Genomic DNA, 13,727 nt, shown 5'->3' on the forward strand with positions numbered 1-13,727 from the left:
GTTGTACCGGCACGCGGATGTCACGCCGACACGCGGCGGGTGTCACTCCCTCGCACCGACTGTCCCCCCGGGGGGACGGACGCAGGCGAGGCGGCAGCGGCGGGAAAGCGCGGAAGCCTTGCAACCATGCGGGGTTCCGGCGCATCCAACCTCACAACGGCCCGGGGTACGGCACGTGCCCTATGGTGAGCGGCGCAGCCGCCCGTCCGGTTAAACCCCTGGAGACCCAACGTATGCTGAAACTCCTCGTCAACGATCGCGACCGCGAGGCCCGGCAGCCCACGCCGCGAGAGCGGCTCAAGCAGCTGGACGACAGCGGGGTGGTCGCCGCGCACCTCGAGGGCGACCGGCTGGCCTTCGGCGAGCTGGTGGAGCGCTACCAGAACCGCCTGCTGAACTTCGTCTACCGCACCACGGGCGACCGTGAGCGCGGCGAAGACCTGGTGCAGGAAACCTTCATCCGCGTGTACCGGCACCTTCACCGCTTCGACCAGAGCAAGAAGTTCTCGACCTGGATCTACACGATCGCGTCGAACCTGGCCAAGAACGAGCTGCGCAACCGCTCGCGCAACCCGCTGGTGCTCTTCCAGACGCTGATGAAGAACCGCGACGCCGACACGCGTCCGCTGGAGTGGGAAGACAACACTTACCGCCCGGACGACCTGTTCCGGAAGCGCCACCTGAAGAGCCAGGTGGACTCGGCGGTCGACCAGCTTCCCGAGCACCACCGTACCGTCTTCGTCCTTCGCGAGATGGAGGGCAAGACGTACGAGGAGATCGCCGAGATCACCAGCACCAACCTGGGCACCGTGAAGAGCCGCCTGAACCGGGCGCGCAACAACTTCGCCCAGCTGATCGCGCCGCTGCTGGACTGATCGCCGCGAGGCGTTTGAGAGGGGGGGCGGGCCCGGAAGAACGGGCCCGCCCCCTTTCCTTTTGGCGCGCGGCGATGCATCGTGTGGGGCGTTCGCGCGCGCCGCTGTCCACCCGCGTGGACGCGGGCGTGTCCGAGCGACGCGCGCGGTGGAACTCCCGCGGGGCTGCCGCGTACAACCGCGCGTCACCGGCCCCCGCGGCCGGGACCCCGATGGACCCAGGCAGGCGACGACACCGATGGACTGCGACGTTTTTCTCGACGGCTACTCCGACTTCCGCGACGGCCTGCTCGCCCAGGACGCGCGCGCCGAGTTCGTGGCGCACCTCGCGACGTGCGCGTCGTGCGCGCGCTACGACCGCGTGCTGGGGCAGGGCGTGTGCATGCTGCGCGACGAGGCCCCGCTGGAAGTGTCGGAAGACTTCATGGCGCGGCTTCAGCACCGCATCTACCACGAGGACGAGGCCCGCGCGTCGCGCGGCCGCGGCTCGCGGGCGCGCGTGGTGGCCGGAACGCTGGCCGCCGCGGCGGCGGTGGGCGCCGTGACGCTGGTGCAGACCGACGGCGCCCGTCCGCCCGCCGACGCGCCGCTGGCCGTTCAGTCCGCCGGGGCCAGCGAGATGGCGGCCGAGGCGCACGACGCGCAGACCGGGCTGGGCGCGCGCCTGGAGCAGGTGGGCGTGCAGGTGTATCCCATGCCCTACCGCGACGTGCTGTACCGCACCGCCTCCGTCGCCACGTCGGCCGGGCACGCAGCGGACGCGGACGCCGCGCGGGAGTAGGCTTGCCGCCCATCCGTGCCGGCCAGCTGGACCGCACTCTCCGCGACCGTGTCGCGGGGGGTGCGTTCTTCTTTCACGGCGACGAAGAGTTCCTGCGCGAAGAGGCCGTGGGCCGCGTCGTGGCGGCGTACGTGGACCCCGCGACGCGCGACTTCAACTTCGACCAGCTGCGCGGCACCGACGTCGCCGCCGAGAGCCTGGCCTCGATGATCGGCACGCCGCCCATGATGGCCGAGCACCGCGTGGTCATCGTCCGCGACGCGCAGGGGCTCTCGGTCACGGCGCGCGACGTGGTGCTGGCCGCGTGCAAGGCGCCCCCGGCCGGGCTGGTGCTGGTGCTCACCGCCGCCATCCCCTCCGGCTCCAAGGCCAAGTTCTACGACGAGTTGAAGAAGCACGCCGTTTCCATCGAGTTCTCGCCCCTTTCCCACGACGACGCGCCGGGGTGGGTGATGGAGAGCGCCCGCGAGGAGACGGGGGTCGAGTGGGAGCCCGAGGCGGCGCGGGCGCTGGTCGGCGGGGTGGGGGTGGACCTGGGGACGCTGTCGTCCGAGATCCGAAAGCTGGCGGCCTACGTCCAGGGCCGGAAGCGCGTGACTCTGGACGACGTTCGGGCCGTCGGCGGCGCCGTCCCAAGGCAGGACCGCTGGGCGTGGTTCGACCTGGTGGCCGAGCGCCGCTTCCGCGAAGCCATCGCCACCCTTCCCGTCCTCCTCGAGCAGGGGGAGAACGGCGTGGGGCTCGTGATCGGCATGGGGGGAACGCTGCTGCGGATCGGGCTGGTGTGCGCGGGGGGGCAGGGGGCGCTGGAGCGCGAGCTGAAGCCCTATCAGAAGTGGATGGCCCGCCGCATCGGCCCGCAGGCGCGGAAGTGGTCGCTGCCGGAGGTGGACCGGGCGATGACCGAGCTGCTGCGGACGGACCGTCTGCTGAAGTCGGCGTCGCTGAACGACCGTCAGGCCATCGAAGAGCTGCTGCTGCGCCTGTGGGCCGTCGGCAGCCGGCGCGAGGCGGCGTAGGGTGGCGGTGACGCGGCGGAAGCTGGGCGTGGGCGTCGCCCTGGCCGCGCTCGCCGGCGCGGCGTCGGCGGGCGCGGTGCGCCGGCGCGCGGCGCCTGTCCCAGGGGACCGGCGCGAGCTGGTGTTCCTGGTGCACGGGCTGGGGCGCACCCCGGTTTCCATGCTGCTGCTGGCCCGGCGGCTGGAGCGCCAGGGCTTTCGCGCCGCCAGCTTCGGCTACTGGAGCACGACCGGCACCATCCGCGGGCTCAGCGGAACCCTGGCCCGCCACGTCCGGGCGGCCGTGGGCGACGCCCCCGCGGTCCACTTCGTGGGCCACAGCATGGGCAACATCATCATCCGGGGGATGCTGGCGGAGCACCGGCCGGAGCGCGTGGGCCGCGTGGTGATGCTGGCGCCGCCCAACCAGGGGAGTTCGACGGCTGACCGCTACGCCCGCTGGATCGGCTGGCTGATGCCGCACATCCACGACCTGGTGACGCACCCGGAAAGTACCGCCCGTACGCTGCGCCTTCCCGGCGACGTGGACGTGGGCATCATCGCCGGCCTGCGCGACGGCAAGGTGCAGGTGGCCGAAACCCACCTGGAAGGTGCCCGCGAGCACGCCGTGGTCCCCTGCCGCCACACCTTCATCATGAACCGCCGCGACGTGCAGGGCCTGATTACGGGCTTCCTGCGCGAGGGCAGCTTCGGCCTAGCTGCCGCCCAATCCGGGATCGCCGCGGGATAGCCCGAACGCGACGGCGACGTTCTGGCGGTGATGCAGGACGCGGAGGACCTCCAGGTGCGTGTCGCCCAGGCGGTAGAAGATGGTGTGATTGCCGTGAACCAGGCTGCGAAAACCCGGACCGATCTCCGGACGCTCCCGGCCAATCCGGCGCCGCTCCGCGAGCAGCTTGAACGTGTCCCTCATGTCATTCAACCAGCGCTTCCCGACCGCGGCGTTCCCGGAACTATCGATCAGGTAATTGGTGATATCGAGGACGTCCAGCCGAGCGTCGAGCGAGAGCTTATATCGGTTCAGGGGAGGCCCCCTCTCGCAAACGAGCCCTAATCCACGCGAACGCCTCGTCCCCTTCCATCCCTTCGCCTCGATCGAGAGAGTCGACGCCTTTCTGGATCTCTGCACGCAACGCGGCCAGCTTCACCTGATATTCTTCGTCGCGCTGCGCGAGCAGGCGCAGTCCCTCGCGCACGACTTCGCTCGCGGTGCGATACTGGCCTGACCGTACCTTTTCTTCCACCATGCGCTCCAGCTCGGGCGTAAGCGACACGTTCATCAGCAACCTCAACGTGGACGGAGTATGCAGGTGTGAAGGGGTGAATGTCAATCTTTGCCATTCGACATCAAAAAACTGGCCGACGGCTCTTGTGAGCCGCCGGCCTGTTTTCGATCACGAACCGCTCGGGCTGATCAGGGCATGGTGGTGTCGCTGCGGCCGCTGAGGGCGAACGTGTACACCCAGCCGTGCCGGTCGCCGGCGCCGCTCAGGCGCGCGACGCCCAGCTGGATGGGGCCCAGCGTCAGCCCGCCGGTGAGCATGCTGCCGTCCGCCATGTCGCTGGCCAGGCCGGCGCGCAGGGTGATGATGGGCAGCTTCTGCTGCACGCCCACGCTCACCTGGTTCTCCCACAAGCCGCTCACCGGGCTGTCCTCCAGCTGCGACTGGTACTGCACGCCCACCGTGGTGGAGGTGGGCAGGGCGAAGGCGCCGCCCACGCGCAGGGTCATGGGCAGCCCCTGGTCGCGCTCGCCCAGGATCTGCTGGGCCAGCGCGCGGGTCTGCGGGTCGGCGCCGGCGTCCACGTAGTCAGCGTCGCTCTCCTCGTAGCGGGTCAGCAGCGCCTCGGCGTCGCCCGTCTCGTAGTCGTTGCGGTCGAGCGTCAGCGTGCGCACGCGCAGGTCCTCGTTCCACTGGAGCGAGTTGAAAGCGTTGTCCAGCGCCACGCCCAGGGTGAGCCCCGGAATGGGCTGCAGGGCCGCGCCCACGTCGACGCCGAACCCGCTGCCGCCCTCGGCGCGCACGCCCTGGTACATCACCCGGATGTCGGTGGGAATCGGGCCCGTGAAGACGGTGTCCTGCTCCACGAATGCCGACCGCACCATCTCCTGCGGGATGTAGTAGTGGCCGGTGACGCCCAGCGCGAGGGGCCCGATGCGCCGGCCGTACGCGGCGTGGATGTCGAAGAACGACGCGCGGAACCCGCCGGTGTTCTGGATGTTGTACTGGCCGAGCTTGCTCTGCTCGAACCCGTTGAGCACCAGGTCAACGATGCTGCGGTTGACGGTGTGCTCCCCCACCACCGCGTAGCCCGCACCCACCGCGAAGCGCCCCACCTGCAGCGAGAACAGCGGCGCGCGCACGTCGATCTCGCCGCCCGTGCCCGTCGCGGGAACCTTCGCCAGGAAGGCCTCGCGCTCGGCCGGCTCCATCCCGCCGTACTCGCGCAGGTCCCACAGGTCGCCCGGCTCCACCCCGATGGTCTGCACGCCGAACGCCAGCTGCGGGATGGCCGCCGACCAGTGCGGGCTGTTGGCCAGCCCCAGGTTGGCGGGGTTCAGGTGCAGCGATTCCTGGCCCCGGGCCACGCCGATGTAGGCGCCGCCCATGCCCAGCGCGCGCGAGTTCAGCGACACCTGCGCCGTGGCGGGAACGGTGGCGAGCACCGCGGCGGCTGCGATCACAACGTGCTTCATCATGTCTGAATGCAGGTTCTGGGAAAGGTCGGACCGCACGGCTCACCGCGGGGAAAGGCCACGGGCGGAACAATAGGGGCCACCCGGTTGCGCGGCAACGGGTTGAATGACCCATGCGGGGGCGGGGGCTTTCTCGCGCCCCGGCCGGGGGGTTACCTTACAGAGCTTTGCACCAGACCTGACCGACGAATTTCTGCGAGCGGGAAACGCACGTTGCGACTTGAAAATATCCGGAACTTCTGCATCGTCGCCCACATCGACCACGGCAAGAGCACACTGGCCGACCGCCTCCTGGAGCAGACTGGAACGCTCCAGCTGCGCGAGATGAAGGACCAGGTGCTCGATTCCATGGACATCGAGCGCGAGCGCGGGATCACCATCAAGCTCAACGCCGTGCGCATGCGCTACCGCGCGAACGACGGCCTCGAGTACCAGCTGAACCTGATCGACACCCCCGGGCACGTCGACTTCACCTACGAGGTGTCGCGCTCGCTGGCCGCGTGCGAGGGCGCCATCCTGGTGGTGGACGCCTCGCAGGGGGTGCAGGCGCAGACGCTTTCCAACCTGTTCCTGGCGATGGAGGCGGGGCTGGAGATCATCCCCGTCCTCAACAAGATCGACCTTCCGGGCGCCGAGCCGGAGCGCCGCCGCGGCGAGCTGGTGGACCTGCTGGGGGTGGACCCCGGCGACGTGCTGCTGGCCTCGGCCAAGTCGGGGATCGGGGTCGACGGGATCCTGGAGGCCGTCGTCGCCAGGGTGCCGCCGCCGCGGGGCGACCGCGACGCTCCGCCGCGCGCGCTGATCTTCGACTCGTACTACGACAAGTACGTGGGCGCGGTGCCCAGCATCCGCGTGGTGGACGGGGTGTTCCGCCCGGGAACGCGCATCGCCTTCGGCAGCAACGACTCGGTGTACCCCATCGACGAGGTGGGCTACATGCAGCTGGGCCGGCAGCCGGTGCCCGAGCTGGGTCCGGGCGAGGTGGGCTACGTCATCGCCGGCATCAAGCGCGTGGCCGACACCCGCTCGGGCGACACCATCCTCGACGCCGACAACCAGGCGACGGAGCTGCTGCCCGGCTACCAGGAAGTGAAGCCCATGGTGTTCGCGGGGATCTATCCCACCGACACCGAGCAGTACGAGGAGCTGCGCGACGCCCTGGCCAAGCTGAAGCTGAACGACGCCTCGCTGGTGTACGAGCCCGAGACGTCGCTGGCGCTGGGCTTCGGCTTCCGCTGCGGCTTCCTGGGGCTGCTGCACATGGAGATCGTCCAGGAGCGGCTGGAGCGCGAGCACGACCTGGACCTGATCACCACCGTGCCCAACGTGAAGTACACGGTGAAGATGACGGACGGGCGGGAGCTGTGGGTGGAAAGCCCCAGCACCCTTCCCGACCCCACCAAGATCGACGAGATCGAGGAGCCGTACGTCCGCACCCGGGTGATGTGCCCGGCGGAGTACATCGGCGCCGTCCAGAAGCTGTGTCACGAGCGGCGCGGCAACTTCATGGGGATGACGTACCCCGATCCGCAGCGGGTGGAGCTGCAGTACGAGCTGCCGCTGGCCGAGATCGTCCTTGACTTCTACGACCGGCTGAAGTCGGTGACCCGCGGCTACGCGTCGCTGGACTACGACCTGGCGGGCTACCGGCCCAACCCGCTGGTGAAGCTCGACATGCTGATCAACGGCGACCCGGTGGACGCGTTCAGCGTGATCATCCACCGCGAGAAGGCGTACGAGTACGGCCGCAACATCGCCGAAAAGCTCAAGGAGCTGATCCCCAAGCAGCAGTTCGAGGTGGTGATCCAGGCGGCCATCGGGCAGAAGATCATCGCCCGCGAAAGCATCAGCGCCCTGCGGAAGAACGTGACCGCCAAGTGCTACGGCGGCGACATCTCGCGCAAGCGCAAGCTCCTGGAAAAGCAGAAGGAGGGCAAGAAGCGGATGAAGCAGGTGGGCAGCGTCGAAATCCCGCAGGAGGCCTTCCTGGCCGTGCTTCAGCTGGGGTCGTGAGGCTTCCGATCGTCGCCGGGCGCCTGCGGGGGCGCTGGTGGCTGCCGGCCAGCCGCGGCAAGATCCTCCGCATCCTCAACGGCAGCTACGAGCGCGAGCAGACGCGGCTGTTCGAGCGGCACCTTCGCCCCGGCGCCACCGTGCTCGACGTGGGCGCGCACGTGGGCTACTACACCCTTCTCTCCTCCGTCCTGGTGGGCGGCGCGGGGCGGGTGCACGCGTTCGAGCCCAACCCCGCGAACGCCGACTTCCTGCGCCGCCACGTGCGCATCAACCGGCTGTCGAACGTCCGCGTGGAGCAGGCGGCTGCCGCGGACCGGGCGGGGACGGCGCGCTTCGACTTCGGCACGGGGAGCGGCACGGGCCGCCTGGCCGACGCCGGCGCGCTGGAGGTGAGGACGGTGCGACTGGACGACTACTGCGCGGAGCACGGGCTGGCGCCTTCGGCGATGAAGATCGACGTCGAGGGCGCGGAGCTTTCCGTGCTGGAGGGCGGACGCGAGACGCTGGCCCGCCATCGCCCCATCGTCTTCCTTTCCACCCACGGGGCCGAGGTGCACCGCGCGTCGCTGCAGGTGCTGCGCGGCCTGGGATACGATCTGTCCCCCATCCTGGGAAGCGACCTGGACGCCACCAGTGAAGTGCTGGCGCTTCCCGCCGGCTGACCCGTGGCCCTGTCGGTCATCGTTTCCACGTACAACAAGCCGCGCGACCTGGAGCGGGTGCTCTGGGGGTACGCCGGCCAGTCCCGGAAGGATTTCGAGCTGCTGGTGGCCGACGACGGCTCCGGGCCCGAGACGGCCGAGGTCATCCGCCGCGTCTGCGCCGCGTCCGGGTTGGAGGCCGTCCACGTGTGGCACGAGGACCGTGGCTTCCGCAAGAGCGAGATCGTCAACCGCGCCATCGAGGCAGCGGGGGGCGACACGCTGATGTTCACGGACGGCGACACCATCCCGCGGAGCGACCTCGTCGCGGCCCATCTCCGGCTCGCGCGTCCGGGACGCTACCTGGGCGGCGGCTACGTGAAGCTGCCCGCGGCCGTCAGCGACGCCATCACCGTGGACGACGTGCGCGAGGGGCGCTTCGCGGACCTGGGGTGGCTGCGCGCCCGCGGCTGGCGCCCGGGCCGGCGCGCGCTGCGGCTCGTCCGCTCTCCGCGTGCCGCGGCGCTGCTGGACCGGCTGACGCCCACGGCGCCGCTGTTCGCCGGCAACAACTCGTCCGTAGCGCGCGAGGCGATCCAGGCCGTCAACGGCTTCGACATGGCGATGGGGTACGGCGGGCTGGACCGGGCCGTGGGCTACCGGCTGGTGAACCTGGGGGTGCGGGGAATCCAGGTGCGGCACCGGGCCGTCTGCATGCACCTTCACCACGATCGCCCGTACAAGGATCCGCAGGTCGTTCGACGCAACCGGGAGATCCTGGAAACCATCCGGCGCACGGGCCAGACACGCGCCCTCGCGGGCCTCGCCGAGCTGCGGCCGGACCCCTCGCTGCGCGTGACCCGCATCAGCTGACGGCCCGCCCCGCGTGCCTGCGACCGCACGCACTTTCAACCGTCCAGACCGCATGTTACCTTGGCGCCCGATCGCCGCACGGGCGCGGCGAGGCGCCCAACAGGAGAGCACATGACGCCCGGAACGGCCGAGAAGAAGTGGATCGTGGGGGTGGACCTCGGGGGCACCAACATCGTCGTGGGGCTGGTGCCCATCGAAGGTGGCGAGGTGCTGGGCTTCCGCACGGTTCCCACCGAGTCGGTGCGCGGCGCCAAGTTCGTCGTCGACCGGATCGTGTCGCTGGTGGAGGCGGCCATCACCGAGGTCACGGCGGCGCAGGGCACGTCGCGGGCGGCGGTGGCGGGCGTGGGCATCGGCTCGCCGGGGCCGCTGGACCGCAAGACGGGCACCGTGATCAACACCCCCAACCTGGGGTGGCGCAACTTTCCCCTGCGCGACCTGGTGGCCAACCAGGTGAAGCTGCCCTGCGCCCTGGACAACGACGCCAACTGCGCCACCTACGGCGAGTGGTGGCTGGGCGCGGGGCGCGGCGTGAGCAGCCTGGTGGGGTTGACGCTGGGCACCGGCATCGGCGGCGGGATCGTGCTGGACGGCCAGATCTACCACGGCTGCAGCGACGTGGCCGGCGAGATCGGGCACATGACCATCGACAGCAACGGCCGCAAGTGCAAGTGCGGCAACTACGGCTGCCTAGAGCAGTACGCCAGCGGCCCGGCCATCGCGCTGCGCGCGGCCGAGGGGATCGAGGCGGGCGCCGAGACCTCGCTGGTGGAGATGGTGGACGGCAAGCTCGAGGACATCACCGCCGCCACGGTGTACGAGGCCACGGTGCAGGGCGACCCCTACGCGGCCGAGGTGATGAAGGACACGGCGCGGTTCCTGGGGGCCGGGGTGGCGAGCATCATCAACATCCTGAACCCCGAGATGGTGGTGATCGCGGGGGGCGTGACGCGCGCGGGCGACACCCTGTTCGAGCCGCTGCGCGCCGAGGTGCGCCGCCGCGCGTTCCGCAGCGCGCAGGAGTGCTGCAAGATCGTTCCGGCCGAGCTTCCCGGCACCGCCGGCGTGGTGGGTGCCGCGGCGGTGTTCAAGCTGGAGAACTACGGGGCGGTGTAGCCGGAATGAGGGGCGGGTAGGAAGGCCCGGTGCTCGGGCCGGCGCCCCCCAGCCCCAACCCTCCCCCGCAAACTGCGCGGGGGGAAGGGAGCCAGTTCGTTGCGTTGGGCCAGCCGAGGCGCAATCGATTTCTCCTCTCCCCCATGGGGTTTATGGGGGAGAGGCCGGGAGAGGGGGGCGGCCGAGGCATGCGAGGCAGCCCGTCGAACCACAAGCGAAGTTCCCCCCTCTCCGCACGTAGTTTGTGCGGGGAGGGGCCGGGGGAGGGGCCTCCAGGCCCACAGACGACGGACGAATGTTCATTCTCTGCACCAACGACGACGGATACCTGGCCCCGGGGCTGGGCGTGCTCTCCGAGGCGGCCAAGGCGCTGGGCGACGTGCACGTCGTGGCGCCCGACCGCGAGCAGAGCGCGCAGAGCCACGCGCTGACCATGCACTTTCCCCTGCGCGCCAAGCAGGTGCGCGAGGGGGTCCATCACGTGGACGGCACGCCCACCGATTGCGTGGCCGTCGCGCTCGGCGCGCTGCTGGAGCGCAAGCCCGACCTGGTGCTCAGCGGCATCAACCACGGCCCCAACATGGGCGAGGACGTGCTGTACTCGGGCACCGTCGCCGCGGCCATGGAGGCGACGATCCTGGGCATTCCCGCGGTCGCCGTTTCGTACGCCGGGCGCGACGCCGCGCACATGCAGAGCTACGGGCCGCTGCTGGAGGCCCTGCTTCCGCAGCTCGCCACCCGCGGCGAGTTTCCGGCGGAAACGCTGCTGAACGTGAACCTGCCGCCCATCGATGCGTTGGCCGTCCGGGGCGTGCAGGTCACCCGGCTGGCACGCCGCGTCTATGCAGACTCGCTCACCCGCGCGCACGACCCCAACGGCCGCGAGTACTTCTGGATCGGCGGGGGCAACGTGGAGTGGTCTGCGCCGGAGGGAACGGACTTCCACGCGGTGAACGAGGGATACGTCTCGGTGACGCCGCTGCACCTGGACCTTACCAACCACGCCCTGATCCAGGACGTCGCCGCGTGGAACCTCGCGGTATGAGCGACCGCTACACCGGGCAGCGGCGCGCGCTCATCGGCACCATGCAGGAGCGCGGGATCCGCGACCTGAACGTGCTGCGCGCCTTCGACGAGGTGCGCCGCCACGAGTTCCTGCCCGACGCGGTCCGCCACCGCGCGTACGAAGACGCGCCGGTGCCCATCGGCCACGGGCAGACGGCGTCTCAGCCCTCGCTGCAGGCGCTCTACATGCAGGTGCTCGACCTGCGGCGCGACGACAAGGTGCTGGAGATCGGCACGGGGTGCGGGTTTCAGACGGCGGTGCTCGCCAAGCTGGTGGACCGCGTGTACTCGGTGGAGCGTATCCGCGAGCTTTCCATCCGCTCCCGCGAAAAGCTCGACGAGCTCCGCATCAGCAACGTCGCCCTCATGGTGGGCGACGGAACCATCGGGTGGAGCCGCTACGCGCCGTTCGACGCGATCCTCGTGGCCGCGGCGGCGCCGGACGTGCCCCAGCCCCTGCTGGACCAGCTGGCGCCGGGCGGGCGGATGCTGATTCCCGTCGGCGGGCGCGACACGCAGCAGCTGATGCTGATCACCCGCGAGGCCGACGGCTTCAGCGAGCGCGAGGTGACGGCGTGCACCTTCGTGCCGCTGCTGGGCCGCTTCGGCTGGATGGACGCGCCCCGCGCCTGAGTCCGCGGGGCAGGGGGGCGGGTTCGCAAATCGTTGACACCGTTCGCCGCCCGGCGTACGTTCCGCCCAGCATCCCGCTGCTCCAGGCACCACCGCGGACACCCGCGCGCCCCCTTCTCCCAAGACCCAATGACCGGTCCCAACGGCGATTCCTTCGACGGCTTCGTCTTTCCGCCGTTCATCCCCACCGCTTCCCGCGCCACTCCGGCGCCGCCGCCGGCACCCGTCGCCGCGCCGCCGTCCGCCCCGGTGGAGGAGCCGCGGCCCGTCGTGAATGACGCGGTGGAAGTGCAGCCCGCGCGGGTGACCATGCCGTGGGATGCGGAAACGCCCATCGTCCGCGACGCGGGTCACGCGGACGCCGCGGCGGACGAGGATGAGCACGAGGACCTTCCGTGGCTGGAGGTGCCGGCACCCCGCGAGCGGGCCGTGCCCGGGGCGGCGGACGACGTCGCTCCCGCGGGCGAGGAAACCGACGAGCCGCGGGCCGCGCCCGCCGCGAACGATGCGTTCCCCGACTGGATGGCGTGGGGCGCTACGGACGAGGCCGACGCCGCGCGCGAGATGGGCAACGTCGATCCCATCGCCGGGCTGGAGAACCTGGTGCCCATGAACGACGCGCCGCCTGCGCACGACGTCGCGGACGAGGACGCCACGGCCGCCGCATTCCCTGTGGACGACGAGCCCACGGTCGATGCGGCCGACCTCCACGCGCCCCGGCCGGAGAATCGCGCCGAGGACGTGCCCGCCTTCGATCTGGCCGACCTCCACGCGCCGCGGCCGGAGCCCCGCGACCAGCCCGGCGCGGACGCCGATTTCCTGGCCGCGGGATTCGGCGGGGGCGACTTCCTGCTGCGCGCCCTGCAGGCCAGCCAGCTCGCGCCCGCCGAGGAGCCGGTCCGCGCCCCGGTGGAGGACGCGCAGGAAGCCGCTGCTCCGGCCATGGCCGACGCGCAGGAGATCGCCCCGGAGCCGGACCCGTTCACCGCGGCCGCTGTTGCCGAAGCGGAGGCGTTCGCCCCGGCGGAGCCTGACGCGGACGTCGCGGCCTCCCCGGTCGCCGCCAACTCCGCCGAGCAGCCCGCCGCCGTGGCCCACGCGCTGGCCGACACGTTCGGCGAGGTGGCCGGACGGCTGGAGGGCATCGCGCGCACCCTGCGCGAGCGCCCCGACTCGCTCCTCTCCGGCGGCTCCGACGATCCGCTCGCCCTGCTGGTGACGGGATACGTGCTCGGCTACACGCAGGGACGCCGGTCGTAGCCCGCAGGACCCAAGCAGACCGGCCCTCCCGCGATCGAATCGCGGGAGGGCCGGTCTGCGTTGATGCTCGAAGGCTCAGCGCGCGTGCGCCGCGTCCTTGCCCTGTTCCGACAGCACGTCCGCCAGCGCCATGATGGCACCCGTGGCGATGGCCCAGCCCAGCATCATCCCCAGCCCGCTCTGGCGGCGCGCCTTCCGCGGCAGCCGCGGCGCGCCGTTCTCGCGGTGCAGCATCCCCCGCGTATAGCTGCGCGCCATCTTCGACGCCGCCGTTCCCGCCACCGCCCACATCAGCTTGCCACCCAGACTGGCCATGTATGCCTCCTGTTCTCTGCGTTTCCCCTGCCAGAAGGCGCCGCTGCAGTGCAGGAGGCGGGCCATTCGGGATGGCGTGGATGGGCCAAGAAAGATCAGCGGGAGCAAGCTTCTCGCCACCCTGATGGCGGTACGGCTCTTGCCCCTGTCCGCTGCCATTGAGGGACGGAAAACCCCGACTGGAAGGAAGATACCATGGACGATCGCAACCTCACCGAGCGCGGTGTCGACAACAACGTCACCGGCGCGCTGAAGAACCTGGGCGGCAAGGTGAAGGACGCCGTGGGCGGCCTTACCGGCGACAGCAGCCTGCAGGCCGAGGGCAAGCTGGACCAGGGGGAGGGCAAGCTGCAGGACAAGCTGGGCGACCTGCAGCGCGGCATCGACCGCAAGCTGTAAGCACCGGCAGACCTGCGGAGCGCGGCGGCCACCACG

The 13,727-nt window shown here is 70.7% G+C and carries 16 protein-coding genes; 12 read left to right on the forward strand and 4 right to left on the reverse strand.

What is annotated here, in order from left to right; all coding sequences use genetic code 11:
- Positions 1–233 precede the first annotated feature (233 nt).
- The 4 genes from VGB24_RS21390 to VGB24_RS21405 all read left to right on the forward strand — a co-directional run bounded on the left by VGB24_RS21390 (position 234) and on the right by VGB24_RS21405 (position 3,405).
- Positions 234–875 carry a sigma-70 family RNA polymerase sigma factor gene (locus VGB24_RS21390; protein ID WP_331074952.1) on the forward strand — a complete coding sequence of 214 codons (642 nt, stop codon included), beginning with the start codon at positions 234–236 and terminating at the stop codon, positions 873–875.
- A gap of 238 nt (positions 876–1,113) precedes the next feature.
- The gene (locus tag VGB24_RS21395; RefSeq protein ID WP_331074953.1) at positions 1,114–1,656 is read left to right on the forward strand and encodes a zf-HC2 domain-containing protein; all 543 of its coding nucleotides are present in this window, start codon (positions 1,114–1,116) and stop codon (positions 1,654–1,656) included.
- Positions 1,657–1,658: 2 nt separating this feature from the next.
- On the forward strand, positions 1,659–2,675 hold the full coding sequence (gene holA / locus VGB24_RS21400; RefSeq protein WP_331074954.1) for a DNA polymerase III subunit delta: 1,017 nt from the start codon (positions 1,659–1,661) through the stop codon (positions 2,673–2,675).
- Position 2,676: 1 nt separating this feature from the next.
- On the forward strand, positions 2,677–3,405 hold the full coding sequence (locus VGB24_RS21405; RefSeq protein WP_331074955.1) for a hypothetical protein: 729 nt from the start codon (positions 2,677–2,679) through the stop codon (positions 3,403–3,405).
- On the opposite strand, the gene VGB24_RS21410 is transcribed toward VGB24_RS21405, so the two are convergent.
- From VGB24_RS21410 to VGB24_RS21420, 3 genes are all read right to left on the reverse strand, one after another.
- Entirely contained in the window at positions 3,370–3,804 is a 435-nt protein-coding gene (locus VGB24_RS21410) for a type II toxin-antitoxin system RelE/ParE family toxin (protein ID WP_331074956.1), read from the reverse strand. The genes VGB24_RS21405 and VGB24_RS21410 overlap by 36 nt on opposite strands.
- Positions 3,686–3,955, reverse strand: coding sequence for a type II toxin-antitoxin system ParD family antitoxin (locus VGB24_RS21415; protein WP_331074957.1), 270 nt, complete (start codon positions 3,953–3,955; stop codon positions 3,686–3,688). Before VGB24_RS21415 ends, VGB24_RS21410 begins: the two co-directional genes overlap by 119 nt.
- 134 nt (positions 3,956–4,089) lie before the next feature.
- On the reverse strand, positions 4,090–5,376 hold the full coding sequence (locus VGB24_RS21420) for a hypothetical protein (protein WP_331074958.1): 1,287 nt from the start codon (positions 5,374–5,376) through the stop codon (positions 4,090–4,092).
- Positions 5,377–5,586: 210 nt separating this feature from the next.
- Here VGB24_RS21420 and lepA point away from each other — a divergent pair, with 210 nt between their 5' ends.
- From lepA to VGB24_RS21455, 7 genes are all read left to right on the forward strand, one after another.
- Positions 5,587–7,386: a translation elongation factor 4 gene (lepA, locus tag VGB24_RS21425; RefSeq protein WP_331074959.1), complete on the forward strand. Its 1,800-nt coding sequence runs from the start codon at positions 5,587–5,589 to the stop codon at positions 7,384–7,386.
- Positions 7,383–8,051 carry an FkbM family methyltransferase gene (locus VGB24_RS21430; RefSeq protein ID WP_331074960.1) on the forward strand — a complete coding sequence of 223 codons (669 nt, stop codon included), beginning with the start codon at positions 7,383–7,385 and terminating at the stop codon, positions 8,049–8,051. Before lepA ends, VGB24_RS21430 begins: the two co-directional genes overlap by 4 nt.
- A gap of 3 nt (positions 8,052–8,054) precedes the next feature.
- Positions 8,055–8,903 carry a glycosyltransferase gene (locus VGB24_RS21435; RefSeq protein WP_331074961.1) on the forward strand — a complete coding sequence of 283 codons (849 nt, stop codon included), beginning with the start codon at positions 8,055–8,057 and terminating at the stop codon, positions 8,901–8,903.
- A 111-nt stretch (positions 8,904–9,014) separates the two neighbouring features.
- Positions 9,015–10,019 (forward strand): ROK family protein, encoded by a 1,005-nt coding sequence (locus VGB24_RS21440; protein ID WP_331074962.1) that lies wholly within the window; start codon positions 9,015–9,017, stop codon positions 10,017–10,019.
- Positions 10,020–10,314: 295 nt separating this feature from the next.
- Positions 10,315–11,064 (forward strand): 5'/3'-nucleotidase SurE, encoded by a 750-nt coding sequence (surE, locus tag VGB24_RS21445; protein ID WP_331074963.1) that lies wholly within the window; start codon positions 10,315–10,317, stop codon positions 11,062–11,064.
- Positions 11,061–11,717: a protein-L-isoaspartate(D-aspartate) O-methyltransferase gene (locus tag VGB24_RS21450; protein ID WP_331074964.1), complete on the forward strand. Its 657-nt coding sequence runs from the start codon at positions 11,061–11,063 to the stop codon at positions 11,715–11,717. The genes surE and VGB24_RS21450 overlap by 4 nt, the downstream gene beginning before the upstream one ends.
- Before the next feature lie 129 nt (positions 11,718–11,846).
- Entirely contained in the window at positions 11,847–12,977 is a 1,131-nt protein-coding gene (locus VGB24_RS21455) for a hypothetical protein (RefSeq protein ID WP_331074965.1), read from the forward strand.
- Between the two features lie 75 nt (positions 12,978–13,052).
- Here the strand turns inward: VGB24_RS21455 and VGB24_RS21460 are convergent, their stop codons facing one another.
- Positions 13,053–13,292 carry a hypothetical protein gene (locus VGB24_RS21460; RefSeq protein ID WP_331021279.1) on the reverse strand — a complete coding sequence of 80 codons (240 nt, stop codon included), beginning with the start codon at positions 13,290–13,292 and terminating at the stop codon, positions 13,053–13,055.
- Positions 13,293–13,487: 195 nt separating this feature from the next.
- Between VGB24_RS21460 and VGB24_RS21465 the strand changes: the two genes are divergently transcribed.
- The gene (locus VGB24_RS21465; RefSeq protein ID WP_331074966.1) at positions 13,488–13,691 is read left to right on the forward strand and encodes a CsbD family protein; all 204 of its coding nucleotides are present in this window, start codon (positions 13,488–13,490) and stop codon (positions 13,689–13,691) included.
- Positions 13,692–13,727 lie beyond the last annotated feature (36 nt).

The organism is Longimicrobium sp. (assembly GCF_036399935.1).
Classification (GTDB): domain Bacteria; phylum Gemmatimonadota; class Gemmatimonadetes; order Longimicrobiales; family Longimicrobiaceae; genus Longimicrobium.